The sequence below is a fragment of the Kocuria rosea subsp. polaris genome (genome assembly GCF_001483755.1).
Taxonomy (GTDB): Bacteria; Actinomycetota; Actinomycetes; order Actinomycetales; family Micrococcaceae; genus Kocuria; species Kocuria cellulosilytica.
The window spans coordinates 41,288-65,758 of record NZ_LQBK01000007.1; the positions used below are offsets into that span (position 1 = coordinate 41,288).

Here is a 24,471-nt window from a genome sequence, read left to right on the forward strand (position 1 = left end):
GTGGGAAACTGGACAGTTGAATCCCCGGCGCGATCCACCCGCCGGTAGCCCCAGGACCTGCCGGAAGCGACGATCTCCCGGAGAAAGGACCGCCCGTGTCACCGCTGGCCGTCAATGCCCCGGTTCCCGCCTCGACCGACCCGTCGATCCTCCGCAACTTCTGCATCATCGCCCACATCGACCACGGGAAGTCCACGCTCGCGGACCGGATGCTGCAGGCCACCGGCGTGGTGACGCCCCGGGAGATGAAGGCCCAGTACCTGGACCGGATGGACATCGAGCGCGAGCGCGGGATCACCATCAAGTCCCAGGCCGTGCGGATGCCGTGGAACGTGGCGGGCACGGACTACGCCCTGAACATGATCGACACCCCGGGCCACGTGGACTTCACCTATGAGGTCTCCCGGTCCCTGGCCGCGTGCGAGGGGGCCCTGCTGCTGGTGGACGCCGCCCAGGGCATCGAGGCGCAGACCCTGGCCAACCTCTACCTGGCCATGGAGAACGACCTCACGATCATCCCGGTGCTGAACAAGATCGACCTGCCCGCGGCCCAGCCGGAGAAGTACGCCCAGGAGCTGGGCAACCTCATCGGCGTGGACCCGGACGACGTGCTGCGGGTCTCGGGGAAGACCGGCGAGGGCGTGGAGGCGCTGCTGGACCGGATCGTCCGGGAGGTCCCGCCCCCGGAGGGCCGGGCCGACGCGCCGTCGCGGGCCATGATCTTCGACTCCGTCTACGACACCTACCGCGGCGTGGTCACCTACATCCGCGTGGTCGACGGCAAGCTGACTCCGCGCGAGCGGATCCGGATGATGTCCACCGGCGCCCAGCACGAGCTGCTGGAGATCGGGGTCATCTCGCCGGAGCCGAAGCCCACCGAGGGGCTCGGCGTGGGCGAGGTGGGCTATCTCATCACCGGCGTCAAGGACGTCCGCCAGTCCCGGGTGGGCGACACCGTGACCAACCACCAGCGGCCGGCGGCCGAGAACCTGGGCGGCTACGAGGACCCCAAGCCGATGGTCTTCTCCGGGCTCTTCCCCATCGACGGCTCCGACTACCCGGTGCTGCGCGACGCCCTCGACAAGCTCCAGCTCAACGACGCCGCCCTGGTCTACGAGCCCGAGAACTCCGCGGCCCTGGGCTTCGGGTTCCGCTGCGGGTTCCTGGGCCTGCTCCACCTGGAGATCACCCGGGACCGGCTGGAGCGGGAGTTCGACCTCGACCTGATCTCCACGGCGCCCTCCGTGAGCTACAACGTCACCCTCGAGGACCGCTCCGAGCGCGTGGTCACGAACCCGTCCGAGTTCCCCGAGGGGAAGATCGCCGAGATCCGCGAGCCCATGGTCGCCGCGACGGTGCTGGCGCCCTCCGAGTTCATCGGCGCGATCATGGAGCTGTGCCAGTCCAAGCGCGGCCAGCTCAAGGGCATGGACTACCTCTCCGAGGACCGGGTGGAGCTGCGCTACCGGCTGCCCCTCGCCGAGATCGTCTTCGACTTCTTCGACCAGCTGAAGTCGCGCACCAAGGGCTACGCGTCCCTGGACTGGAAGGCCGAGGGCGAGGAGGCCGCCGACCTCGTCAAGGTGGACATCCTCCTGCAGGGTGAGCCGGTGGACGCCTTCAGCGCCATCACCCACCGGGACAAGGCGTACGCCTACGGGGTGATGATGACCGGCAAGCTGCGCGAGCTCATCCCGCGCCAGCAGTTCGAGGTCCCCATCCAGGCGGCCATCGGCTCCCGGGTGATCGCCCGCGAGAACATCCGCGCGATCCGCAAGGACGTGCTCTCCAAGTGCTACGGCGGCGACATCTCGCGCAAGCGCAAGCTGCTCGAGAAGCAGAAGGAGGGCAAGAAGCGGATGAAGATGGTGGGCCGTGTGGAGGTCCCCCAGGAGGCGTTCGTCGCGGCGCTGTCCTCCGACGAGGCCGGGGCGAAGGACAAGAAGAAGTAGTGGCCCCCGCACAGCCGGAGGGCCTGCCCGGCCCGCTCGACGGTCTGCTGCCGGCCTCCGCCGCGGAGGGCTCCGCCGAGCGCACGCTCAGCCTCTACGTGCACGTGCCGTTCTGCGCGGTCCGGTGCGGGTACTGCGACTTCAACACCTACACGGCCGTGGAGCTCGGCGCCGGGGTGTCCCAGGACGCCTACGCCGGCGACGCCGCGGCGGAGGTCCGCTGGGCGCGCCGGGTGCTGGCGGACTCCGGGGCCGCCCCCCGCCCGCTGCACAGCGTGTTCTTCGGCGGCGGGACCCCCACGCTGCTGCCCGCCGAGGACCTCGCGGCGGTCCTGGCGCAGGCCCGGGAGAGCTTCGGGCTCGCCGAGGGCGCGGAGGTGACCACCGAGGCCAACCCGGACTCCGTGACGCCGGAGTCCCTCGCGGTGCTCGCGGCGGCCGGGGTGACCCGGGTGTCCTTCGGGATGCAGTCGGCCGTTCCCCACGTGCTCGCCGTCCTGGACCGCACGCACGACCCGGAGAACGTGCCCCGCGCCGTCCGCTGGGCACGCGAGGCGGGCCTGGGCGTCAGTGTGGACCTCATCTACGGCACCCCCGGGGAGTCCTTGGCCGACTGGGAGCACTCGGTGCGCACGGCGGTGGGCTATGAGCCGGACCACGTCTCCGCGTACTCGCTGATCATCGAGGACGGCACGAAGCTCGCAGCGCGGATGCGGCGCGGGGAGGTCCCGCCCATCGACGAGGACGACCAGGCCGACAAGTACGAGCTCGCGGACCGGATCCTCGGGGACGCCGGCTTCGAGTGGTACGAGGTGAGCAACTGGGCCCGCCCCGCCGGCGGCGCGGACCCCGGAGCCCACCGCAGCCGGCACAACCTCGCGTACTGGCGCAACCAGGACTGGTGGGGCATCGGCCCCGGTGCGCACTCGCACGTGGGCGGGACGCGCTGGTGGAACCTCAAGCACCCCGTGCCCTACACCAACCGGGTGCGCGCGCGGCAGTCGCCCGCGGCCGGGCGCGAGATCCTCGACGCCGGGACCCGGCACCTCGAGCGCGTGATGCTGGAGGCCCGGATCCGCGACGGTCTGCCCACGGCCGCCCTGACCGGGAGCGGGCGCGGCGCGGTCGCCGGGCTGATCGCCGACGGTCTCGTGGAGCCCGCGGCGGCGCTGCGCGGCTCGGTGGTGCTGACCCTGCGGGGCCGGCTCCTGGGCGACGCCGTGGTGCGGCGGCTGCTCGCCTGAGCGGCGCGGCTCCCTTTCGCCGCCGGAGAGGGCGGACCCGGCGCGGGACGTCCCCGCGTGCGAGAAGCGGCGTCAGCCGCGCTCGGCGCGCTCCCGGGACCGTTCGCGCAGCTTCTCGACGAGCCGGTCGTAGAGCCGGGTGTTGAAGCGGTACTGGTGCGGCTCGCCCTGGTTGACGCGGACCCCGCCGATCAAGGACCCGACGGCCAGCAGCAGCCACGCGGCGGCGGCGGCGAGCGCGAAGAACCAGCCGATGAACGGCACCGGGGCCAGCAGGATGCCCGCCACCACCACGAGGGTCGGCAGCAGGGTGAAGTTCATGGCCTCCATGGACTCCTGCTCGGTGAACGGCCCCCGGCCGCGGAAGACGCGGTGGAGCAGGAACGAGGGGAGGAAGCCGATGACGCCGCCGAAGTGCGCCAGGGTCGCCCACTGGTGGTCCTCGGTGACGGTCAGTGGCTGGGCCACGGGGGAGAGGCCCTCGAACGGGGCCCCGGCGTTCTCGCGGCTCGATCGGGGGTCGGTCTGCACGGGCACGGAAGTCCTTCGGCGGTGGGACCGCGGCGGAACCGCGGCCGGTGGGTGGGACTCCACCATCCTACCGACCGGTCCGGACGGCGGCGGATCGCGGCCTCGCACGTGTGCCTTTGTGACGTCACGACCGGCTCGTCCCGGCCGCCGGAGGGTGCGGGGGCGCGCCGGATCACGCCTCGGATCAGGCCGCGGGCGCGGTGAGGAAGTCGATCAGCTCCTCGACGCGGCCCAGCAGGGACGGCTCCAGGTCGGCGTAGCTGTCCACGCGGGCGAGGATGTGCTGCCAGGCCCGTCCCAGGTCCCCGGGGGTCCGGTGCGGCCAGCCGAGGGCGGCGGCGGCGCCGGTCTTCCAGTCGGTGCCGCGGGGCACCACGGGCCAGGCGTCGACGCCGAGCGCGCGCGGCTTGACCGCCTGCCAGATGTCGACGTACGGGTGGCCCAGCACCAGGACGTTGCCCGCGGCGCCGGGCAGGCGCATGGTCTCGGCCGCGATCCGGGACTCCTTGGAGCCCGTCACGAGGTGGTCCACGAGGATCCCGAGCCGCCGCCCGGGGCCGGGCCCGAACTCCCGCACGGCGGCGGGCAGGTCGTCGATGCCGTGCAGCGGCTCCACCACGATGCCCTCGACGGCCAGGTCGTGGCCCCACACCTTCGCCACCAGCTCGGCGTCGTGGTAGCCCTCGACCCACACCCGGGAGGCCTTCGCGGTGCTCGCGCGCAGCCCCTCGACGGCCACGGACCCCGACCGCGTGCGAGCGGGCGTCCTCGCCGCCGGGGTCCGGCGGGGCTCGACGACGACCACGGGCTCGCCCTCGAGCAGGAACCCCGGTCCCAGCGGGAACGCCTTGACCCGGCCCCGGCGGTCCTCCAGCCCCATCACGCGCATGCCGCCGATGGTCTCCAGGGACACGACGGCGCCGACCCAGCCGGTCGTCACGTCCTCCAGGAGCAGCCCCGGCGCCACCGGAACCTCCGCGGACGCGGGCCGGCGGCGGGCGAGGGCGTCGTCGTCGAGGCTGCGCGGCCCCCAGCCGTGGTCGCTCATGGTCGTCCTCCCGGGTCGCGGTGCCGCGCGTCCGGCGCGGATCAGCCGGAAGCGTACCAAACCGGGGGTGGCGGCCCGGTGGTCGGACACGGGGGCTACACTGGACGGCGTTAGCACTGTGGCCACCCGAGTGCCAGGGCGGCCGGAGCACGAGCACGGACCGGGGAGGAGCGGCGTGAACCATCCGAGACGACTGCAGATCCTGCAGGCCATCGTGGAGGACTACGTGCACTTCCGCGAGCCCGTGGGCTCCAAGGCGCTCGTGGACCGGCACCGGCTCGGCGTCTCCTCGGCCACCGTGCGCAACGACATGGCCGCGCTCGAGGAGGAGGGCCTGATCACGGCCCCCCACACGAGCTCCGGCCGGATCCCCACCGACAAGGGCTACCGCACGTTCGTGGACCAGATCGCGGCCGTCAAGCCGCTGTCCGGGCCGGAGCGGCGGGCCATCCAGCGCCTGCTCGACGACGCCGCGGACATCGACGACGTCATGGAGCGCACCGTGCGGCTGCTCGCGCAGCTGACCCAGCAGGTCGCGGTCGTGCAGTACCCGCACGCCTCCGGCGTGACCGTGCGTCACGTCGAGGTCGTGGACCTCGGGGCCGGGCGGGTGCTCGTGGTGCTCATCCCGACCAACGGCCGGGTGGCCCAGCGCGTGGCCGTGCTGCGGGCGCCCCTCGAGGAGTCCCAGCTGCTCGAGCTGCGCGCCCGGGTGCTGGCCGCCGTGGTGGGGCGCTCCCTGACCGCGGTGCCGGACGCCCTCGCGGTGATGGCCGCGGGCACCGCCCCGCCGCTCCAGCCGGCCGCCGCGGCGGTGGGGGAGACCGTGGCCGCCCTCGCGGCCGGCGGGGCCGAGCACCGCATGGTCATGGCCGGCACCGCCAACCTCGCCCGTGCCACGGGGGACTTCCACCTGAGCATCGGCCCGGTCCTCGAGGCCCTCGAGGAGCAGGTGGTGATGCTCCGGCTGCTCTCGGAGATGGAGCAGGACGCCCGCGGGGTCGCCGTGCGGATCGGCACGGAGAACGCCGAGGGCCCCCTGTCCGAGGCCGCCGTCGTCGCCACCGGCTACGGGCCGCAGTCGAAGGTGGGGGTCGTCGGTCCCATGCGCATGGACTACCCGTCCACGATGGCCGCCGTGCGCGCCGTCGCCCGCTACCTCTCCCGTATCCTCGGGGGCTGAGCCCCCGCGGGCCCCGCTCCCGGGGCCCTCCAGCGAAACCCACCACAGACCTCTCGACAGAACGGACCACGGTGAGCGATCACTACGAGACCCTGGGCGTGTCCCGGGACGCCAGCCAGGAAGAGATCAAGAAGGCCTACCGCAAGAAGGCCCGCCGGCTGCACCCCGACGTCAACCCCGGCCCTGAGGCCGCCGAGGACTTCAAGCGCCTCTCCCACGCCAACGACGTCCTCTCCGACCCCGAGAAGCGGAGGGTCTACGACGCGACCGGCAACGAGAACGGCACCGACACCGGTTTCGGCGGGGGCTTCCCCGGCTCGGGCTTCGGCTTCGCCGACATCTTCGACACCTTCTTCCAGGGCGCCGGGGGCGCCGGCTCCGGCCGGCGCGGCCCCGCGTCCCGCACCCGCCAGGGCCAGGACGCGCTGATCAACGTCCGCGTCTCCCTCCGGGACGCGGTCTTCGGCACGGAGAAGAGGATCACCGTGGACACCGCCGTGGTCTGCCCCACGTGCAACGGCAGCTGCTGCCAGGCGGGCACCCAGCCCGAGACCTGTGAGGTCTGCCACGGTTCCGGCCAGGTCCAGCGCCAGGTCCAGTCCATCCTGGGCACCGTGGTCACTGCCGCCCCGTGCGCCACCTGCCAGGGCTTCGGCACCGTCATCAAGCACCCCTGCCACGAGTGCTACGGCGAGGGCCGCGTGCGCGACCGCCGCCCGCTGACCGTCAAGATCCCCGCCGGCGTCTCGACCGGCAACCGGATCCGCCTCTCGGGACAGGGCGAGGCCGGCACCGCCGGCGGCCCCAACGGCGACCTCTACGTCGAGCTCAAGGTCGACCCGGACCCCACGTTCGAGCGCCAGGGCGACGACCTGCACGCCCGCGTCCGGGTGCCCATGACCTCCGCGGCCCTCGGCACCACGGTGACCCTCGAGACCTTCGACGGCGAGCGCGAGGTCCCCGTGTCCCCCGGCACGCAGACCGGCCACACCGTGACCCTGCACGAGCTCGGGGCCACCCGGCTGCGCGGCGGCGGACGCGGCGAGCTGTTCGTCCACCTCGAGGTCGAGACGCCCACGGCGCTCGACGACGAGCAGCGCGAGCTGCTCGAGCAGCTGTCCCGGCTGCGCGGCGAGGACCAGTCGACCGGCACGACCCTGAACTCCCCGGCCGGCTCCGGCGGCTTCTTCTCCCGGCTCAAGGACAGGTTCTCCGACCTGTGAGCCTGCCGGTCTTCAAGGTCGAGCCGGGCCGGCTCACGGGCCTCCGCCCCGGAGCGGCGCTCACGGTCACCGGCCCGGAGGCCCGGCACGCCGTCACCGTGCGCCGCCTCGCGCCCGGCGAGCCCCTCGAGCTCGTCGACGGCGCGGGGACCCGGGCCACCGGGGAGCTGCGCTCGGCCGACCGCGACAGCATGGAGGTCGGCGTCGTCTCGGTGACGACCGAGCCCGTCCGCACGCCCCGGCTCGTCCTCGCCCAGGCCCTCGCGAAGGGCGACCGGGACCTGCTGGCCGCGGAGACGGCCACCGAGCTGGGCGTGGACGCCGTGGTGCCGTGGCAGGCCGACCGCTCGATCGTGCGGTGGAAGAAGGAGCGCGCCGCCAAGAGCCACGAGAAGTGGGTCCACACCGTCGCGGCCGCCGCCAAGCAGTCCCGCCGGGCGGCCTGGCCGGAGGTGCTGCCGCTGTGCACCACCCGGGAGCTCGCCCGTCTGCTCGGCGAGCCGGGGACGCGGGGCCTCGTCCTGCACGAGGAGGCCGGCGAGTCCCTCGCCGAACTGACCGGCGCCCCGGGGGTGCCGTGGGCGGGCTCGGAGCGGATCGTCCTGGTGGTGGGGCCCGAAGGGGGCATCGCCCCGGCGGAGCTCGAGGCCCTGGCCGGCGCGGGAGCCCACGCGGTGCGGCTCGGCCACGAGGTGCTGCGCAGCTCGACCGCCGGACCCGCCGCGCTGGCGGTGCTCAGCGCCGCGCTCGGACGCTGGGCGTCCGGGCCCCGCTGAGCCCAGCCGGACCGGATCAGCCCGGGAGCACCGCCACGTCCTTGTCGTCGCGCACGGTGTCGCCCTCCGCGTTCCGGCCGACGACCGTCACGACGTAGTCGCCGGGCTCCAGCTCGACCTCCGTCCGGAACCCGGCGGTCCCGTCGGCGCGCGGGACGGCGGCGGCCGCGCCGCTCGAGACGCGCCGCCCGTCCTGCTCGGCCACGCTCCAGCGGCCGCTCCGGACACCGTCCAGCGCCCGGCCGGACACGGTCAGGGAGCCCTCGGCGCGGGCGTCCTGCCGTGGTTCGTCGAGCCAGATCGGCGCCTCGGCGCTCTCGTCGGGCCGGAGGGGGGCGTCGAGTCGCACGGCGCCGAAGACCTCCTCGTCGGGACGGCCGTCCACGAGCACCTTCACCTCGGCCTCGGAGCCCTCGGGCAGCAGGCCCGCCGTTCCCGCGGCGGCCGTGACCGTGTGCGCGAGCTGCTGGAGGGCGAGCCGGGCCTCGTTCCCGTCCAGGTCCGCGCGGAAGGCCTCCGACGGCATGTCCACCGTGATGGTCCCCTCGGGGGACGTCGAGGCGCCCACCCGGTCCACCGGGGACCACAGCGTCCGGTAGTCCGGGTCCCGCGGGGTCGCCCCGGTCATCAGCGCGGCCGCTGCGGCGATGGGGTCCACGGCCGCGGCGGCCTCGGAGGCGTCCCGGAACTCCCGGAACAGCCGCTCCTCGCCGGCCGCGCGGCCCACCCAGTAGACGGGCAGCTTCGTGGTGGCCACCCTGACCTCGGCGGTGCCCGACGCGGCGGGCGCCGCCGGAACGGTGCCCGACGCGGGGACCGCGCCGTCGAGGGAGCTGCCCGGACCGGTGGCGCACGCGCCGAGGACGAGGACGCCCGCCGCGGACAGCGCCAGCACGGGGAAGCGGGCGCGGGCGGACGGGCGCCGGGAACGGGCGGTGGTCATGGGGGGACGCGCACCTCGGCTTTCCGGGATCTTCTGCGGGATCTGCTGGGGGGCGGTGCCGGCACCGGGGGGGGGGAGGAGGTCGCACCCGTCCCCCTGCCGGAGGACCGCACCATTCCAGCACATCGGCCGAGGGCGCCCCCAGCCGAGGAGCCCCTGCGGCCGTGACCGATACCAAATCGGAATGTGCGCCCCCGCGGCCTCCGGCGCCGGAGCCGCGCGGTACCCTGGAAGGAGGACGAGCGCCGTCCGCCGACCCATCCACGGCAACCCGATCGAGAGCGAGAGCACGGCCCGCGCGGCCGAACCCATGACTGAGACGCTGCCCGGCACCACGCACCCACTGACGGCCCGCACCGTCATCACCTTCCCCGACCGCGAGACGATGGTCCGCTGTCTCGGCTCCGGGGACGACACCCTGCGCCAGGTGGAGACCGCGTTCCCGGGCCTCGAGACCAGCCCCCGCGGACTCGAGCTCGGCATCGAGGGCCCGGGCGGGGCCGTGCAGATCGTCGCCACCCTGTTCGACGAGCTGAAGGTGCTGGCCGGGCGCGAGACCTCGATCACCCCCCAGGTCATCACCCAGCTGCTCGCGCTGATCGGCCGGGACCTCACCGCCCGGCCCAGCGGCGCCCTCACCCAGAACATCCTCTCGAGCCGCGGGCGCAAGATCCGCCCCAAGACGCTGCACCAGAAGGCCTACGTCGACGCCATCGACGAGCACACCGTGGTCTTCGGCATCGGCCCGGCCGGTACGGGCAAGACCTACCTGGCCATGGCCAAGGCGGTCCAGGCCCTGCAGGCCAAGGAGGTGTCCCGGATCATCCTCACCCGCCCGGCGGTGGAGGCGGGGGAGCGGCTCGGCTTCCTGCCCGGCACGCTCAGCGAGAAGATCGACCCGTACCTGCGCCCGCTCTACGACGCGCTGCACGACATGATGGACCCGGACTCGATCCCGCGGCTCATGGAGGCGGGCACCATCGAGGTGGCCCCGCTGGCGTACATGCGCGGCCGCACCCTCAACGACGCCTTCATCATCCTCGACGAGGCGCAGAACACCACGCCGGAGCAGATGAAGATGTTCCTCACCCGGCTCGGCTTCGGCTCCAAGATGGTCGTCACCGGGGACGTCACCCAGGTGGACCTGCCGGGGAGCACGTCCTCCGGGCTGCGCCAGGTCCAGCACGTGCTGGGCGGCGTCGAGGACGTCGCGTTCACGGAGATGACCGCGGAGGACGTGGTGCGCCACGAGCTGGTGAGCCGGATCGTCAGCGCCTACGACGCCTTCGACACGACCAACCGGCACCGCAACGAGCGGCGCCGCCGCAAGGACGAGACCCGTGCCGCTCGCGACGCCGCCCCGGCCGGGGACGGGGAGGAGGCCTGATGGCCGTCGAGTTCGACCTCCGGGCCGACCCGCAGGACGTCCCGGCGGCGGACCGCCCGGCCTGGTCCGCGGTCGACGTCGAGCTGCTGGGCCGGCTCGCGGACCACGTCCTGGAGCGGCTGCACGTGCACCCCGACGCGGAGCTGTCCATCGCGGTCGTCGACGAGGACGAGATGGCGCGCCTGCACGTCGAGTGGATGGACCTGCCCGGCCCCACCGACGTCCTGTCCTTCCCCATGGACGAGCTACGACCGGGCACCCCGGAGGAGCCCGCCGTGGGAACGCTGGGCGACATCGTGCTGTGCCCCCCGGTGGCCCTCCGGCAGGCCGAGGCCGCCGGGCACTCCGTCGCGGACGAGCTGTGCCTGCTCACCACCCACGGCATCCTGCACCTGCTGGGGCACGACCACGCCGAGCCGGAGGAGCGGCGGGTCATGTTCGCCCTCCAGCGGGACCTGCTCACGGACTTCCTCGGCCGGCCCGCGCCCGTCGAGACCATGGAGTAGCGCCCCATGATGACCACTGCCGTCCTGGTCGTCGCGGCGATCGTGTTCCTGGGCACGGCCTTCGTCCTCACGGCCGCCGAGACCGGCCTCACCTACCTGCCCCGCGCGGACGCCGAGGCCATCACCCGGGACGCCCCCGAGTCCTCGGCCGCCAGGATCCTGGCCACGCCGACCGCGCACCTGCAGGCCCTGCGCTTCTGGAGCGTGTGGTTCGAGACGGCCTCCGCCGTGGCGGTCGCCCTCGCGATGTTCGACGGTCTCGACGACGTCTGGCTGGCCGGGCTGCTGGCCACCGTGGTCATGGCGGCCGTCGGCTTCGTGCTCACCGGCGTCTCGCCCCGCCAGGTCGGCCGGAGCAACGCCGCGGGCACCGTGCGGGCCACCGCGGGTCTCGTGCGCGTGCTGCGCACGGTGCTCGGCCCGGTCCCCGGGATGCTCGTGCGCCTGGGCTCGTCGGTCGCCCGGGACCCGGAGCGCACCGCCCCCGGCTACCTGACCGAGGAGGAGCTGCTCGAGTTCGTCGACCGCTCCACGGGCCAGGCCCTCATCGAGGACAACGAGGCGGAGCTGCTGCACTCGGTCTTCGACCTCGACGACACCAACGTCCGGGCGGTCATGGTGCCCCGCACCGACATGGTCTCCGTCGACGACGACGACACCGTGGACAACGCCCTGAACCTGTTCTTCCGCTCCGGCTACTCCCGCATCCCGGTGATCGGCGAGAGCGCCGACGACGTCCTCGGCATCCTGTACCAGAAGGACCTCGCGGAGCGGGTGCACCGCCTCGGCACCGGCCTGCGTCTCGGGGGGCTCTCCGAGCTCGCCCGGGAGGTGCGCTACGTGCCCGAGTCGAAGAAGGTCAACGAGCTGCTGCGCGAGATGCAGCTCGAGTCCATCCACGTGGCCGTCGTGGTCGACGAGTACGGCGGCACGGCCGGGCTCGTGACCCTGGAGGACCTCATCGAGGAGCTGCTCGGGGAGATCGTCGACGAGTACGACCGGGAGAAGCCCGAGGTCGCCGAGCTCGGCGGCGGACGCTACCGCGTCTCCGCCCGGCTCGGCGTCGAGGACCTGGGCGACCTGTTCGGCGTCGACCTCGAGGACGACGAGGTCGACACGGCCGGCGGCCTGCTCGCCAAGTCCATCGGCCGGGTGCCCATCGTGGGCTCCCGCGCCACCGTCGAGGGCATCGTCCTCGAGGCCGTCACCCTGGAGGGCCGGCGCAACCGGGTGGGCCAGCTCGAGGTCCGCCGGGACCCCGACTGGGTCCCTCCGGGGTCCACGGCAGTGGAGCCCGCCGCCCAGGAGTCCGAGGAGGAGTCCCACCACCATGTCTGAGCCCACACCCGCCGTTCCCGCCGGTGAGCCCGCAGCCGGGGAGCACACCCCGTTCCGCGCCGGGTTCGCCGTGCTGGTCGGCCGCCCCAACGCCGGGAAGTCCACGCTCACCAACGCCCTGGTCGGGCAGAAGGTCGCGATCACCTCGAGCCGGCCGCAGACCACGCGGCACACCATCCGGGGCATCGTGCACCGGCCCGAGGGCCAGCTCGTGCTCGTGGACACCCCGGGCCTGCACCGGCCGCGGACGCTGCTCGGCGAGCGGCTCAACGACCTCGTGGCGGACACCCTCGCCGAGGTCGACGTCATCGGCTTCTGCGTGCCCGCGGACGAGAAGATCGGCCCCGGGGACCGGTTCATCGCCCAGCAGCTCGCGGCCTCCGGGAACAAGCCGGTGGTGGCGATCGTGACCAAGACGGACACCGTCTCCCGCGCCGAGCTCACGGAGCAGCTGCTGGCGGTCACCGAGCTGGGCCGCACCGTCATGGAGGCCGAGCACCGGGTCCGCGCGGAGCGGGCCGAACGGGCCGCCCGCAAGCCCCGCCACCGCGCCGGAGCCGCGCACGCGCCCCGCCCGGACGCCGACGACCCGGGCTGGGCCGACGTCATCCCCGTCTCCGCCGTGGACGGGTTCCAGGTCGAGGCCCTCGCGGAGCTGCTCATCGGCAGGATGCCGGAGTCCCCGGCCCTGTACCCCGACGGCGAGCTGACCGACGAGCCCGAGATGACGATGGTCGCCGAGCTCGTCCGGGAGGCCGCGCTGGAGGGGGTGCGGGACGAGCTGCCGCACTCCCTCGCGGTCGTGGTCGAGGAGATGGTGCCCCGCGAGGACCGCCCCGCGGACCGCCCGCTGCTCGACGTGCGCGTCAACGTCTACGTCGAGCGGTCCTCGCAGAAGGCCATCATCATCGGCAAGGGCGGCGCGCGGCTGCGCGAGATCGGCACCCGCTCCCGCACCGCCATCGAGGCCCTGCTGGGCACGAAGGTCTACCTCGACCTGCACGTGAAGGTCGCCAAGGAGTGGCAGCGCGACCCCAAGCAGCTCTCCCGGCTGGGCTTCTGAACCACGGCCGCGTCCCGGCCCCGCCGCGTCGCCCGCCCCCGGCCACGGGGCGGGCGACTACCATGACACCCGGCGCCCCGGCCGGGCGCCGTCCCCCGACCCCGGGCCTCGTGCCCGGGGCCCCCAGGAGAAGAACACCGTGTCCTCATCGCCCCCCGACGTCCCCGCACGTCCGCGCGCCCGCCGATGGTCCCGGAAGCGCTGGGCCGCCGTCGCGCTGGTCGCCGTGCTGCTCGCGGTCCTCGGGGCCGGCGTGGCCGCCACCTGGCGGCTGCAGTCCAACCTGGACACCTCCCCGCTCGACCTCGGCGACGGGACCGGGCCCGAGGCCGGCCCGCTGGACATCCTCGTGATGGGCACGGACACCCGTGACGGCGAGGGCAACGAGCGCTACGGCGACGAGGACGACAGCTCCGGGTCCGGGCTGACCGACGTCATGATGCTGGTGCACGTGAACGAGGACCGCAGCGGTGTGTCCGTGGTCTCCCTGCCCCGCGACCTGGTGGCCGACATCCCGCGCTGCACGGATCCCGAGACCGGCGAGGTCCACCCGGCCGAGGAGGACGCGATGCTGAACTCCGCGATCGCCAACGGCGGGCCCGGGTGCACGGTCGCGACCGTCAACGAGATGACCGGGCTCAAGATCGACCACTTCATGCTCGCCGACTTCAACGCGGTGAAGGAGCTCTCCTCGACCGTGGGCGGGGTCGAGGTGTGCGTCAACGAAGCCGTCGACGACCCGAAGTCGGGTCTGGAGCTGCCCGCCGGGGTGTCCTCCGTGGAGGGCGAGCAGGCCCTGGCGTTCCTGCGCAGCCGTGCCGCCTTCGGCGACGGCGGGGACACGAGCCGGATCCGGTCCCAGCAGTCCTTCCTCGCCTCCCTGGCCCGCAAGATCAAGGACGAGGGCACGCTGCGGGACCTCCCCAGGCTCTACGAGATCGCCGACGTCGCCACCCGCAACCTGCACGTCGACGAGGGGCTGGGCTCCGTCCCGACCGTGGTGGGCCTCGCCACGGCCGTCCGGGGGATCGACCTCGGAGCCATGGTCTTCGTCACCGTGCCCACGGAGCCCTACGAGGCGGACCCCAACCGGCTGCAGCTCGACGAGGAGCCGGCCGAGCACCTCTTCGAGGCCCTGCGCGAGGACCGCCCGCTCACGTCGCCGTCCGCGGGGCCCACCGACGCCCCCACCTCCTCCGCGACCCCGTCGCCCGACGCCGCCACCCCGGTCCCGACGGTCGACCCCGCCACGGTCCCGCTCACGGTCGCCAACGTCTCCGGCGTCGACGGCCGGGACGCCGAGATCGCCGACGCGCTCGAGGACGAGGGGTACACCGCCGTCGAGTCCGGCCCGCAGGCCACCGAGCTGCCGGGCACGCAGGTGTTCTTCGGCGCGGGCTGGTACGAGGCGGCCGTCGAGGTCGCCGAGGTGCTGGGCGTGCCCTCCTCGCAGATCGTGCCGACGACCGACGTCACGGGGGTGTTCGTCTCGGTGGGCCAGGACTTCCAGGAGGGGGACCGGCTCGCCCTGGGGCCCGGGCTGCCCGGGGAGTTCAACGGACAGACCGCCGAGCAGCACACCTGCCAGGAGGCGGCCGGGGACTGGTGAGCGCGCGACCCGGCACGCCGGGCGCACCGTGATAGGTTGAACACATGCGGACTGGGACGCTCCTCCTTACGTGCCGCAACGGGGCCTGACCCGTCGACAGCATGGCCGGCCTCCCGTTGCGGAGTTCCTGATGCCCGGCCACCCGCAGACGTCTCGAGCAGAACAGGCCCACCCCATGCGCAACCACCAGCAGCCCTCCGGCATGCCGATCCACAAGTACGTGCCGTACCAGCAGCAGTTCCCGTTCGACCTCGCCGACCGCACCTGGCCGGACCGGGTCATCACCGAGGCGCCCCGCTGGTGCGCCGTGGACCTGCGCGACGGCAACCAGGCGCTCATCGACCCCATGAACTCCGACCGCAAGCTCAAGATGTTCGAGCTGCTCGTGCGGATGGGCTACAAGGAGATCGAGGTGGGGTTCCCCTCCGCCTCCCAGACCGACTTCGACTTCGTGCGCCGGCTCGTCGAGGAGGACCGGATCCCCGACGACGTCACGATCCAGGTCCTGACGCAGTCCCGCGAGCACCTCATCGAACGCACCTACGAGGCCATCGACGGCGCCGACAAGGCGATCGTGCACCTCTACAACGCGACCTCCACGCTGCAGCGGCGCGTGGTCTTCGAGCAGGACATGGACGGGATCGTGGACATCGCCCTCACCGGGGCGCGGCTGTGCATGAAGCACGAGGAGCAGCTGAAGAACACGTCCGTGACCTACGAGTACTCCCCGGAGTCCTACACCGGCACGGAGCTCGAGTTCGCCGCGCGGATCTCCAACGCCGTGGCCGAGACCTTCGAGATCGGCGGGGACCGGGAGATGATCCTGAACCTGCCCGCGACCGTCGAGATGGCCACCCCCAACGTCTACGCGGACTCCATCGAGTGGATGTGCCGCAACCTCTACAACCGTGACGCCACCGTGGTCTCGCTGCACCCGCACAACGACCGCGGCACCGGCGTGGCCGCCGCCGAGCTGGGCTACCTCGCCGGCGCGGACCGGATCGAGGGCTGCCTGTTCGGCAACGGCGAGCGGACCGGCAACGTGGACCTCGTGACCCTGGGCCTGAACCTGCTGACCCAGGGCGTGGACCCGCAGATCGACTTCTCCGACATCGACGAGATCCGCCGGACCGTGGAGTACTGCAACCAGCTGCCCGTCCCCGAGCGGGCCCCCTACGGCGGGGACCTCGTGTTCACGGCCTTCTCCGGCTCCCACCAGGACGCCATCAAGAAGGGCTTCGACCGGATGACCCGGGACGCGCAGGAGCAGGGGAGGGGCGTCGACGAGCTGGTCTGGGCCGTGCCGTACCTGCCCATCGACCCCAAGGACCTGGGCCGCACCTACGAGGCGGTCATCCGCGTGAACTCGCAGTCCGGCAAGGGCGGGGTGGCCTACCTGCTCGCCAACGAGCACGGCCTGGACCTGCCGCGCCGGGCGCAGATCGAGTTCTCCCGCGTGGTGCAGGAGCACACCGACACCTCCGGCGGGGAGGTCTCCGGCGCGGAGCTGTGGAAGGTGTTCTCGGACGAGTACCTGCCCACCGCCCAGGACGGGGACGCCGCGCGCTGGGGCCGGTACCGGATCACCAACATCACCACGACCTCCGAGGAGGACGGGGAGAGCACCCTCGAGATCGGCCTGGACGTCGACGGCGTGCAGCACCACCGGACGGCGCAGGGCAACGGGCCCATCGAGGCGCTGCTGGCGATCTTCGCGTCCGAGGGCGTGGACGTGCGCGTGCTCGACTACAGCGAGCACGCCCTGTCGGCCGGCGGCGACGCCCAGGCCGCCAGCTACGTCGAGGCGGCCGTCGGGGACCGGGTGCTGTGGGGCGTCGGCATCGACGCGAACACCACCCGGGCCTCCCTCAAGGCCGTCGTCTCGGCGGTGAACCGGGCCGTGCGGGACGCCCAGGCCTGAGCGTCCCGTCCGTCACGGCGCGGCGGGCCGTCCCGGACCGGGGCGCGCCCGCCGTCGTCGTGCCGGCCCCGGCACGCCCGCCTGTGCCGTCCGCCCGCCGTGGGACAATGATCCGGTGGCCAGGACGACGTTCGCATCACGCAGCTACCGGGACGACGCCGTCGTGCTGCGCACCTACAAGCTCGGCGAGGCCGACCGGATCGTGGTGCTCCTGACCCGGGACCACGGGCAGGTCCGGGCCGTCGCCAAGGGCGTGCGGCGCACCACCTCCCGCTTCGGCTCCCGGCTCGAGCCGTTCAACGTCGCCGAGCTGCAGCTCGTCACCGGCCGCAACCTCGACATCGTCTCCCAGGCCCTGGGCAAGCGCGGCTACGGGTCGGCCATCGCCGCGGACTACGCCAAGTACACCGCGGCCGCGGCCATGACCGAGGCCGCCGAGAAGTTCACGGAGAACGACGACGAGTCCGCGGCCCAGCAGTACCGGCTGCTCGTCGGCGCCCTGTCCGCCCTGGCCCGCGGGCTGCACGACCCGGGGTCCGTCCTGGACTCCTACCTGCTGCGGGCCGTGTCCACGGCCGGGTGGGCCCCGAGCTTCACCGACTGCGCCCGGTGCGGCGCCCCCGGACCGCACGAGGCGTTCTCCGCCCAGCTCGGCGGCGCGGTGTGCCCCGCCTGCCGCCCGCCGGGGGCCGCCGCGCCCGACCCCGACACCGTCGAGCACCTCTCCGCCCTGCTCACCGGTGAGTGGGAGCGGATCGACGCCGTGGAGCCCCGCACGGCCCGGGCCGCGGCCGGCATCGTCGCCGGCTACGTACAGTGGCACCTGGAGAGGGCCGTCCGGTCCCTGAACCTCGTGGAACGGAGCTGACCATGCCCGGCTTTGCCGCCCCGCCCGCCCATCCCAGCGGCGCCAGCGCCCCGCCGATCCCGCGGCAGTTCGTGCCCCGGCACGTGGCCGTGGTCATGGACGGGAACGGTCGCTGGGCGAACCAGCGCGGCCTGCCGCGCAACGAGGGCCACAAGGCGGGGGAGGCCGCCCTCATCGAGGTCATGGCCGGGGCCATCGAGATGGGCATCCCGTACGTGAGCGCCTACGCCTTCTCCACCGAGAACTGGAAGCGCTCCCTGGACGAGGTCACGTTCCTGATGAACTACACCGCCGACGTCATGGAGCGCCAGCTGCCCACCTTCCAGGAGTGGGGCATCCGGATCCGGTGGGCCGGGCGCAAGCCGCGTCTGTGGCGATCGGTCATCAACCGCCTGGAGGAGGCGGAGCGGGCGACCCGCGACAACGACGTCGTGACCCTCACCATGTGCGTGAACTACGGCGGCCGCGCCGAGATCGCCGACGCCGCGGCGGCCATGGCCGCCGACGCCCGGGCGGGCACCCTGAACCCGCGCAGCATCGACGAGAAGACGGTCCAGCGCTATCTGGACGAGCCCGACCTGCCGGACGTCGACCTCTTCCTGCGCTCCTCCGGGGAGCAGCGCATCTCGAACTTCCTCCTGTGGCAGTCCGCCTACGCCGAGCTCGTCTTCCAGGACGTCCTCTGGCCCGACGTGGACCGCCGCACCCTGTGGGAGGCGGTCGAGGTCTACGCGCGGCGCGACCGGCGCTACGGCGGAGCGGTCGACCGCGTGGCCGGACCGGGCGCCTCCGCCTGAGGCCGGCGGCGCCGCAGGCCGCGCAGCCAGGACGAGAGGTCGCGCTGCGCGGCCCTCCGCACCGCCTCACGGGAGAGGTGGACGTCGTGGACGGCGCCCTCGTAGGCGCGCACCGTCACGTCGGTGCCCAGGTCGGGCGCATGCCGGCGGATCTGCCGCACGTCCAGCACGGTGTCGGCCGAGCGCATCCGCTCGCTCCACCAGGGCCGGATGCACGAGCGGGCAGAGGTCTGCACCAGCACTGGAAGGTGAAGGTTCAGCCCCTTAGCAACCTCACCCTGAGCTTGAAGGACAGCGTTGAGCCAGCCCGGGGTGATGTCGAAGCTCGTCTCGGGGCGCCAGCGCGGATCGATGGGCCACTCGCCCTCGGCCTGCTCGCTGATCACCCGGTAGTAGTGGCTGCGCAGCCGGGCCCGCACCGGACGGTCCGGGCGCTGCTCGGCGAGCCTGGCCACCAGGGGGCGCAGGGCCGCGCCCACGGCGTCCGCGCCGTGGCTGCCGATCCAGGGGGCGTTGAGGGCCAGGCCGTCCAGGCGGTCGGGGTGCCGGGAGGCCCACATCGCCGCGGTGAGGCCACCGGTGGAGTGGCCCATGAGCACCAGACGGCCGTCCGGGCCGGGGACCCCGTCTCCGGCCATCACCTCGAGGGCGGCGGCGATGTCGTCGTCGTAGTCCGCGAGGTCCGTGGTGTGCCCCGGGCAGCCGTCCTCCTCGGCGAGCACCTCGTCGGTGAGGTTGCGCCCGTAGCCGTGCAGGTCCAGGGCGTAGAACGCGTACCCCGCGGCCGCGCACGTGCGGGCCAGCTCGGCGTTGAAGAAGTAGTCGGACCAGCCGTGCAGGTACAGCACCGCCCCGCGCAGGCGGTCCGGCGCGAGCGGGACGTCACCGGGCCGGTAACGGACCACCGTGGCGGTGGCGTGCGGGGCGGAGCCGGGGTCCAGGTCCACGGTCCGGGCGCGGAAGCCCGGCCCCAGCACGTCGGGGACCCACGGGTCCGGGGGAGCAGCCATGCCCTCTCCTCGCGTGGGCGGTCGTCGGGACGGCGGCCCGGGAGCCCCTCCGCGACCGCCCGGCCGGAGGGGAGCCCTGTGGAAGACTGGGCCCATGCGCTTCTACCCTACGTTCTTCACGGCCGTCTTCTCCCGGATGGACCCCGAGCGGGCCCACCGGGCCGGGTTCCTCGGAATCCGGGCGGCCCGGACCGCGCGGGTCAGCGCGGCCCTGCGGGTGTACACCCGTGCCGACCCCGCGCTCGAGGTGGAGGCGATGGGCCTGCGGTTCCCGTCCCCGTTCGGGCTCGCGGCGGGCTTCGACAAGGGGGCCGAGGGGGTCAGCGCCCTCACCGACCTCGGCTTCGGCCACGTCGAGATCGGCACCGTGACCGCCCAGGCGCAGCCGGGAAATCCCCGGCCACGGCTCTTCCGGCTCGTGCGGGACCGCGCGGTGGTCAACCGGATGGGCTTCAACAACGAGGGCGCGGAGGCCGTGGCACCGCGTCTCGCGCGGGCGCGCCGCGAGCTCGAGGCGGACCACCGGGGCCGGGCCCGTCCCGTGCTCGGCGTGAACATCGGCAAGACCAAGACGGTGCCGCTCGAGGACGCGGTGGACGACTACCTGCAGAGCGCCCGGACCCTGGCCCCCCTGGCGGACTACCTGGTGGTCAACGTCTCCTCGCCCAACACCCCGGGGCTGCGGCAGCTGCAGGAGATCGAGAGCCTGCGCCCGCTCCTGAGCGCGGTGGGCCGCACCGCCGACGAGTCCGCGGACCGGCACGTGCCCCTGCTCGTGAAGATCGCCCCGGACCTGTCCGACGAGGACGTGCTGGCCGTCGCGGACCTGGCGCTCGACCTGGGGCTGGACGGCATCGTGGCCACCAACACGACGATCGCCCGCGACGGGCTGGGCCTGCGCTCCGACCCGTCCGAGGTCGAGGCGCACGGGGCCGGCGGGCTCTCCGGCGCCCCGCTGCGGCGGCGCTCCCTCGAGGTGCTGCGCCTGCTGCGCGAGCGCGTGGGGGGCCGGCTGACCCTGGTCTCCGTGGGCGGGGTGACCACGGCCGAGGACGTCCAGGAGCGCCTCGACGCCGGTGCCGCGCTCGTGCAGGGCTACACCGCGTTCCTCTACGAGGGCCCCTTCTGGGCCCGCCGCATCAACCAGGGCCTCGCCCGGGCGCGGCGCGCCCGGCACTGACCGCCCGGCGGCGGGAACAGCACTGCCCCCGGACCGCGCGGTCCGGGGGCAGTGCTGCCGGGTCCGCCCCACCGCCCGCGGCGGGATCGCCGCGGGGCCGGCGGGGTCAAGCGGGTCAGGCGGGCCGCTCGCCGCGGGCGACCTGGGGCTTGGGCAGGCGCAGCCGGCGCATCGTGAAGGAGCGCATGGCCGCGTACCAGCGCACGCCCCCCTCCACGGTCCCGAACTTCGCCTGCATCGCCTTCTTCATCCGCGCCGTCGACAGCACGGCGTCCACGATGCCCAGGACCATCAGCGCCCAGATGAGGTAGACGCCGTAGGTGGCCACCTCCTGGACGGGGAAGAACAGGATGACGAGCGCGAGCAGCGCCACGACCATGAGGTACTCGCCGACGTTGATCCGCGAGTCGACCCAGTCCCGCGCGAACCGGCGCTGCGGGCCACGGTCCCGCGGACCGAGGAACCGCTCGTCCCCGGCGGCCATCCCCGCCTGCGCCCGCATCCGCTGCTCGCGGGCCGCGTCACGGGACTGCGCCTTCGCGGCCTTGCGGTCCTCCGGCACCAGGGGGCGGCGCCGGGCGGCCTCCTGCTGCCGGCGGCTGGGCGTGGGCCGGCCCTTGCCCTCCGTCCGCCGCGGGGCGGCTGCCGGGTCCGTGGGGGCGGGGGCAGCGGTCACCGACGTGGACCCTGCGCGCTCTGCTTCCTTCTTGCGTCCAAACACCCGTCAAGGATAGCCGACGGACCTGCCGGTCCCCGCCGGGCCCCGGACATAGGGTGGGCACCATGACCGAGCCCTGTGCCCCGACCGTTCCCGTCGACGCCGTGCGCGAGGTCGTGCGCGCGGACCTGCCACGGACCCTCGAGCAGCTCGTCGAGCTGGTCGCGATCCCCGGCATCGCCTGGGAGTCCTTCGACCCCGCGCAGCTCGAGCGCAGCGCGGAGGCCGTGGCCGGCGTCCTCTCGGACGCCGGGCTGGACGAGGTGGAGATCCTGCGGGTGCCCCTCGGGGACGGCCCGGGCCACCCCGCCGTCGTCGCCCACCGCCGCCCCGCGCCCGGTCGCCCGACCGTCCTGCTCTACGCCCACCACGACGTCCAGCCGCCCGGCCGGCGCGAGCTGTGGAACTCGGAGCCGTTCGCCGCCGAGGAGCGCGACGGCCGCCTCTACGGACGGGGCGCGGCCGACGACAAGGCCGGGATCATGGCTCACGTCGGCGCGCTGCGCGCCGCCGCCGCCCACCGCGGGGACGGTCTCGGCCTCGGCGTGACCGTCTTCGTGGAGGGGGAGGAGGAGGCCGGCTCCCCGTCCTTCCGTAACTTCCTGGAGGCCCACCGGGACCGGCTGGCCGCCGACGTCATCGTGATCGCGGACTCCTCCAACTGGGAGGTCGGCGTGCCCGCCCTCACCACGAGCCTGCGGGGCATGGTCGGCGCGGTCGTGGAGCTGTCGGTGCTCGAGCACGCCGTCCACTCCGGTCTGTACGGCGGACCGGTCCTGGACGCCCCCACGCTGCTGGCCCGCCTCATCGCCACCCTGCACGACGACGACGGCGCCGTGGCCGTCGAGGGGCTGCTCGCCGAGGACCGCACCGACCTGGACTACGACGAGGAGCGGTTCCGGGCCGACGCCGCCGTCAAGGACGGCGTCCGGCTGGCCGGCCGCGGCTCGATCGCCTCGCGCCTGTGGACCCGGCCCGCCCTGTCCGTCACCGGCATGGACGTCACGCCCGTGGACGTCGCCGCCAACACCATCGCCCCCTCCGCCCGGGCGAAGCTGAGCCTGCGCACGGCCCCGGGGCAGGACCCCGCCGAGGCGGCGGAGGCGCTCCGGCGCCACGTCGAGGCCCACGCGCCGTTCGGGGCGCACGTGCGCTTCGAGCTCGAGGAGACGGGACAGTCCTTCCGCACCGACATGAGCTCCGAGGCCGCCCGGATCGCCCGGTGGGCGCTGGGGGAGTCGTGGGGCCGGCCCGCCGTGGAGACGGGCATCGGGGGCTCCATCCCCTTCACCGCGGACCTCACGGAGGTGTACCCGGAGGCCGCCATCCTGATCACGGGCGTCGAGGACCCCGACACCCGCGCGCACAGCGCCAACGAGTCGCTGCACCTGGGGGAGTTCGAGCGCGCGGTGGTCGCCGAGACCCTCATGCTCCTCGCCCTCGACGACGCGGCCCGTCATCCCGAGCGGGCCCGGGAATGAACCGGAACGCCCATCCGTTGTTCCCCTGGTAGACCCGCCGCCGGCCCGACGCCGTGCGGCACCCCTCCACAGAAAGTGAGCATCATGAGCGTCACGACCGACAACGGCGCCGCAGTGGACGGCCTCCCCACCCACGGCGTCGACCTGACCGATGTCGCGTCCCAGAAGGTCCGCGCCCTGCTCGAGCAGGAGGGCCGCACGGACCTGCGGCTGCGCGTGGCGGTGCAGCCCGGCGGCTGCTCCGGCCTCATCTACCAGCTGTACTTCGACGAGCGCATCCTGGACGGGGACTCCGTGCGCGACTTCGGCGGTGTCGAGGTCGTCGTGGACAAGATGAGCGTGCCCTACCTCGAGGGCTCGACCATCGACTTCGAGGACACCATCTCCAAGCAGGGGTTCTCGATCGACAACCCCAACGCGGGAGGATCCTGCGCCTGCGGCGACTCCTTCCACTGAGTCCGTCCGCTCGTCCCGAGAGGCCCGCCGTCCGCCCGGACGGCGGGCCTCTCCGCGTTCCGCAGGGCTCCGGAGGGCGTCCGCCGCAGGGGTCCCGAGCGCCGCGCGGAAGCTGACACTGTGTCACCAGATGTCAGCGACACGGGGTAAGCTCGGAGGGAAACATTCCACCTGACTGTGTCCGGGCTCTCGGAATCGGGGCCTCCGGCGCGCAGGCGACGAGCACGAGAAGAAGAGGAAGGGCCGTCTGTGAGTTCGCACACACGAACCGACAGCCTCCGGCGCCGCACGGCGAAGGTGTCTGCGGTAGCAGTCCTGGCAGCAACCGCGCTGACGGGTTGCTCGGAAGAGGCGAAGCTCGGCTGGATGCCCACCGAGCGGGGCACCACCGACAACGCCGACATGATCCTCGACCTGTGGATCGGGTCCTGGATCGCGGCCCTCGCCGTGGGACTGGTGACCTGGGGACTCATGCTCTGGTGCATGATCGCCTACCGCCGGCGCAAGTACGAGACGGGCTACCCGCGGCAGGTGGCGTACCACGCCCCCCTCGAGGTCTTCTACACGATCGTCCCGATCGCCCTGATCATGTCCCTCTTCTTCTTCACCGAGCGGACGCAGGCCGAGATCACCGCCCAGCACGACAACCCGGACGTCACCGTCCAGGTCTACGGCAAGCAGTGGGCCTGGGACTTCAACTACCTGAGCGAGGACGTCTGGGACACCGGCATCCAGGGCCACCTGGACGGTGAGGAGGGCGTCCCCGAGCGGGTGCCCACCCTGTACCTGCCCGTCGACAGCGAGGTCGAGCTGCAGGTCACCTCCCGTGACGTCATCCACTCCTTCTGGGTCCCCGCGTTCCTCGAGAAGGCGGACATGTTCCCGGGACGCACCAACAACATCAGCATCACCACCGGCCAGGAGGGCTCGTACTTCGGCAAGTGCGCCGAGTTCTGCGGGGAGTACCACTCCGAGATGCTGTTCAACGTCAACGTGGTCAGCCAGGCCGAGTACGACGACCACATCCAGTCCTTGCGCGACGCCGGCCAGACCGGGGCCCTGGGCGAGGAGTACAGCCGCGACTCCTACCCCGGCACGGACGACGTCCTGCCCGTCAATCCTCTCGAAAACTAAGGAGTACCGGTGTCCACACTCGAGTATTCACGGGACGAGGCAGCCACTGTCGCTCCGCGCGTGGTGCCCCGGTCCAAAGGCCGGATGGTCGTCAACTGGATCA

At 73.3% G+C, this 24,471-nt stretch carries 23 protein-coding genes (1 of these 23 running past the window's edge); 18 read left to right on the forward strand and 5 right to left on the reverse strand.

What is annotated here, in order from left to right:
• Nucleotides 1–95: 95 nt before the first annotated feature.
• Nucleotides 96–1,952: a translation elongation factor 4 gene (lepA, locus tag AVL61_RS06730; RefSeq protein ID WP_058873593.1), complete on the forward strand. Its 1,857-nt coding sequence runs from the start codon at nucleotides 96–98 to the stop codon at nucleotides 1,950–1,952.
• Nucleotides 1,952–3,196, forward strand: a complete 1,245-nt coding sequence (hemW, locus tag AVL61_RS06735) for a radical SAM family heme chaperone HemW (RefSeq protein WP_058873594.1) — start codon at nucleotides 1,952–1,954, stop codon at nucleotides 3,194–3,196. Before lepA ends, hemW begins: the two co-directional genes overlap by 1 nt.
• A 72-nt stretch (nucleotides 3,197–3,268) precedes the next feature.
• On the opposite strand, the gene AVL61_RS06740 is transcribed toward hemW, so the two are convergent.
• Nucleotides 3,269–3,733 (reverse strand): DUF4870 domain-containing protein, encoded by a 465-nt coding sequence (locus AVL61_RS06740; protein ID WP_058873595.1) that lies wholly within the window; start codon nucleotides 3,731–3,733, stop codon nucleotides 3,269–3,271.
• A 178-nt stretch (nucleotides 3,734–3,911) separates the two neighbouring features.
• Entirely contained in the window at nucleotides 3,912–4,775 is an 864-nt protein-coding gene (locus AVL61_RS06745) for a DUF3097 domain-containing protein (protein WP_058873596.1), read from the reverse strand.
• Nucleotides 4,776–4,950: 175 nt separating this feature from the next.
• Between AVL61_RS06745 and hrcA the strand changes: the two genes are divergently transcribed.
• From hrcA to AVL61_RS06760, 3 genes are all read left to right on the forward strand, one after another.
• On the forward strand, nucleotides 4,951–5,958 hold the full coding sequence (gene hrcA / locus AVL61_RS06750) for a heat-inducible transcriptional repressor HrcA (protein ID WP_058873597.1): 1,008 nt from the start codon (nucleotides 4,951–4,953) through the stop codon (nucleotides 5,956–5,958).
• A 71-nt stretch (nucleotides 5,959–6,029) separates the two neighbouring features.
• The gene (gene dnaJ / locus AVL61_RS06755; protein WP_058873598.1) at nucleotides 6,030–7,181 is read left to right on the forward strand and encodes a molecular chaperone DnaJ; all 1,152 of its coding nucleotides are present in this window, start codon (nucleotides 6,030–6,032) and stop codon (nucleotides 7,179–7,181) included.
• A complete protein-coding gene (locus AVL61_RS06760; RefSeq protein WP_058873599.1) occupies nucleotides 7,178–7,957 on the forward strand; it encodes a 16S rRNA (uracil(1498)-N(3))-methyltransferase in 780 nt (259 codons plus the stop codon). The genes dnaJ and AVL61_RS06760 overlap by 4 nt, the downstream gene beginning before the upstream one ends.
• A 16-nt stretch (nucleotides 7,958–7,973) precedes the next feature.
• Here AVL61_RS06760 and AVL61_RS06765 read toward each other — a convergent pair whose 3' ends face one another.
• Nucleotides 7,974–8,900 (reverse strand): GerMN domain-containing protein, encoded by a 927-nt coding sequence (locus AVL61_RS06765; protein ID WP_058873600.1) that lies wholly within the window; start codon nucleotides 8,898–8,900, stop codon nucleotides 7,974–7,976.
• Between the two features lie 310 nt (nucleotides 8,901–9,210).
• Here AVL61_RS06765 and AVL61_RS06770 point away from each other — a divergent pair, with 310 nt between their 5' ends.
• From AVL61_RS06770 to AVL61_RS06805, 8 genes are all read left to right on the forward strand, one after another.
• Nucleotides 9,211–10,287 (forward strand): PhoH family protein, encoded by a 1,077-nt coding sequence (locus tag AVL61_RS06770; protein ID WP_058873601.1) that lies wholly within the window; start codon nucleotides 9,211–9,213, stop codon nucleotides 10,285–10,287.
• Nucleotides 10,287–10,793 carry an rRNA maturation RNase YbeY gene (ybeY, locus tag AVL61_RS06775; RefSeq protein WP_058873602.1) on the forward strand — a complete coding sequence of 169 codons (507 nt, stop codon included), beginning with the start codon at nucleotides 10,287–10,289 and terminating at the stop codon, nucleotides 10,791–10,793. The genes AVL61_RS06770 and ybeY overlap by 1 nt, the downstream gene beginning before the upstream one ends.
• Before the next feature lie 9 nt (nucleotides 10,794–10,802).
• A complete protein-coding gene (locus AVL61_RS06780; protein ID WP_408669412.1) occupies nucleotides 10,803–12,131 on the forward strand; it encodes a hemolysin family protein in 1,329 nt (442 codons plus the stop codon).
• On the forward strand, nucleotides 12,124–13,194 hold the full coding sequence (locus AVL61_RS06785) for a GTPase Era (RefSeq protein WP_058873604.1): 1,071 nt from the start codon (nucleotides 12,124–12,126) through the stop codon (nucleotides 13,192–13,194). Before AVL61_RS06780 ends, AVL61_RS06785 begins: the two co-directional genes overlap by 8 nt.
• 139 nt (nucleotides 13,195–13,333) lie before the next feature.
• Nucleotides 13,334–14,803: an LCP family protein gene (locus AVL61_RS06790; protein WP_058873605.1), complete on the forward strand. Its 1,470-nt coding sequence runs from the start codon at nucleotides 13,334–13,336 to the stop codon at nucleotides 14,801–14,803.
• A 175-nt stretch (nucleotides 14,804–14,978) separates the two neighbouring features.
• Nucleotides 14,979–16,724 carry a 2-isopropylmalate synthase gene (leuA, locus tag AVL61_RS06795; RefSeq protein ID WP_058873606.1) on the forward strand — a complete coding sequence of 582 codons (1,746 nt, stop codon included), beginning with the start codon at nucleotides 14,979–14,981 and terminating at the stop codon, nucleotides 16,722–16,724.
• A gap of 115 nt (nucleotides 16,725–16,839) precedes the next feature.
• Nucleotides 16,840–17,592, forward strand: a complete 753-nt coding sequence (recO, locus tag AVL61_RS06800) for a DNA repair protein RecO (protein ID WP_058873607.1) — start codon at nucleotides 16,840–16,842, stop codon at nucleotides 17,590–17,592.
• 2 nt (nucleotides 17,593–17,594) lie between these two features.
• Nucleotides 17,595–18,389, forward strand: coding sequence for an isoprenyl transferase (locus AVL61_RS06805; protein WP_058873608.1), 795 nt, complete (start codon nucleotides 17,595–17,597; stop codon nucleotides 18,387–18,389).
• Here the strand turns inward: AVL61_RS06805 and AVL61_RS06810 are convergent.
• On the reverse strand, nucleotides 18,341–19,399 hold the full coding sequence (locus AVL61_RS06810) for an alpha/beta hydrolase (RefSeq protein ID WP_058873609.1): 1,059 nt from the start codon (nucleotides 19,397–19,399) through the stop codon (nucleotides 18,341–18,343). The genes AVL61_RS06805 and AVL61_RS06810 overlap by 49 nt on opposite strands.
• Before the next feature lie 94 nt (nucleotides 19,400–19,493).
• On the opposite strand from AVL61_RS06810, the gene AVL61_RS06815 reads away from it, so the two are divergent.
• Nucleotides 19,494–20,579: a quinone-dependent dihydroorotate dehydrogenase gene (locus AVL61_RS06815; protein WP_058873610.1), complete on the forward strand. Its 1,086-nt coding sequence runs from the start codon at nucleotides 19,494–19,496 to the stop codon at nucleotides 20,577–20,579.
• Nucleotides 20,580–20,694: 115 nt separating this feature from the next.
• Here the strand turns inward: AVL61_RS06815 and AVL61_RS06820 are convergent, their stop codons facing one another.
• The gene (locus AVL61_RS06820; RefSeq protein WP_157571322.1) at nucleotides 20,695–21,255 is read right to left on the reverse strand and encodes a DUF3043 domain-containing protein; all 561 of its coding nucleotides are present in this window, start codon (nucleotides 21,253–21,255) and stop codon (nucleotides 20,695–20,697) included.
• Nucleotides 21,256–21,362: 107 nt separating this feature from the next.
• On the opposite strand from AVL61_RS06820, the gene AVL61_RS06825 reads away from it, so the two are divergent.
• The 4 genes from AVL61_RS06825 to AVL61_RS06840 all read left to right on the forward strand — a co-directional run.
• Nucleotides 21,363–22,778, forward strand: a complete 1,416-nt coding sequence (locus AVL61_RS06825; protein ID WP_058873617.1) for a dipeptidase — start codon at nucleotides 21,363–21,365, stop codon at nucleotides 22,776–22,778.
• An 84-nt stretch (nucleotides 22,779–22,862) separates the two neighbouring features.
• Nucleotides 22,863–23,234: a HesB/IscA family protein gene (locus AVL61_RS06830; RefSeq protein ID WP_058873612.1), complete on the forward strand. Its 372-nt coding sequence runs from the start codon at nucleotides 22,863–22,865 to the stop codon at nucleotides 23,232–23,234.
• Nucleotides 23,235–23,483: 249 nt separating this feature from the next.
• Complete coding sequence (gene ctaC, locus AVL61_RS06835; protein WP_058873613.1) at nucleotides 23,484–24,368, forward strand: aa3-type cytochrome oxidase subunit II; 885 nt, start codon at nucleotides 23,484–23,486, stop codon at nucleotides 24,366–24,368.
• 9 nt (nucleotides 24,369–24,377) lie between these two features.
• Nucleotides 24,378–24,471: part of a cbb3-type cytochrome c oxidase subunit I coding region (locus AVL61_RS06840; RefSeq protein ID WP_058873618.1), annotated on the forward strand (this coding region is incomplete at its 3' end). The annotated region continues 1,177 nt past the right edge of the window; the window shows 94 of its 1,271 annotated nt.

What these genes read in the sequence shown, in the direction of transcription:
- AVL61_RS06745 (WP_058873596.1), bottom strand. Translation starts at nt 4,775, where the DNA reads ATGAGCGACCACGGCTGGGGGCCGCGCAGCCTCGACGACGACGCCCTC.
- AVL61_RS06765 (WP_058873600.1), bottom strand. Translation starts at nt 8,900, where the DNA reads ATGACCACCGCCCGTTCCCGGCGCCCGTCCGCCCGCGCCCGCTTCCCC.
- AVL61_RS06770 (WP_058873601.1), top strand. Translation starts at nt 9,211, where the DNA reads ATGACTGAGACGCTGCCCGGCACCACGCACCCACTGACGGCCCGCACC.
- ybeY (WP_058873602.1), top strand. Translation starts at nt 10,287, where the DNA reads ATGGCCGTCGAGTTCGACCTCCGGGCCGACCCGCAGGACGTCCCGGCG.
- AVL61_RS06780 (WP_408669412.1), top strand. Translation starts at nt 10,803, where the DNA reads ATGACCACTGCCGTCCTGGTCGTCGCGGCGATCGTGTTCCTGGGCACG.
- AVL61_RS06785 (WP_058873604.1), top strand. Translation starts at nt 12,124, where the DNA reads ATGTCTGAGCCCACACCCGCCGTTCCCGCCGGTGAGCCCGCAGCCGGG.
- leuA (WP_058873606.1), top strand. Translation starts at nt 14,979, where the DNA reads ATGCGCAACCACCAGCAGCCCTCCGGCATGCCGATCCACAAGTACGTG.
- AVL61_RS06805 (WP_058873608.1), top strand. Translation starts at nt 17,595, where the DNA reads ATGCCCGGCTTTGCCGCCCCGCCCGCCCATCCCAGCGGCGCCAGCGCC.
- AVL61_RS06810 (WP_058873609.1), bottom strand. Translation starts at nt 19,399, where the DNA reads ATGGCTGCTCCCCCGGACCCGTGGGTCCCCGACGTGCTGGGGCCGGGC.
- AVL61_RS06815 (WP_058873610.1), top strand. Translation starts at nt 19,494, where the DNA reads ATGCGCTTCTACCCTACGTTCTTCACGGCCGTCTTCTCCCGGATGGAC.
- AVL61_RS06825 (WP_058873617.1), top strand. Translation starts at nt 21,363, where the DNA reads ATGACCGAGCCCTGTGCCCCGACCGTTCCCGTCGACGCCGTGCGCGAG.
- AVL61_RS06830 (WP_058873612.1), top strand. Translation starts at nt 22,863, where the DNA reads ATGAGCGTCACGACCGACAACGGCGCCGCAGTGGACGGCCTCCCCACC.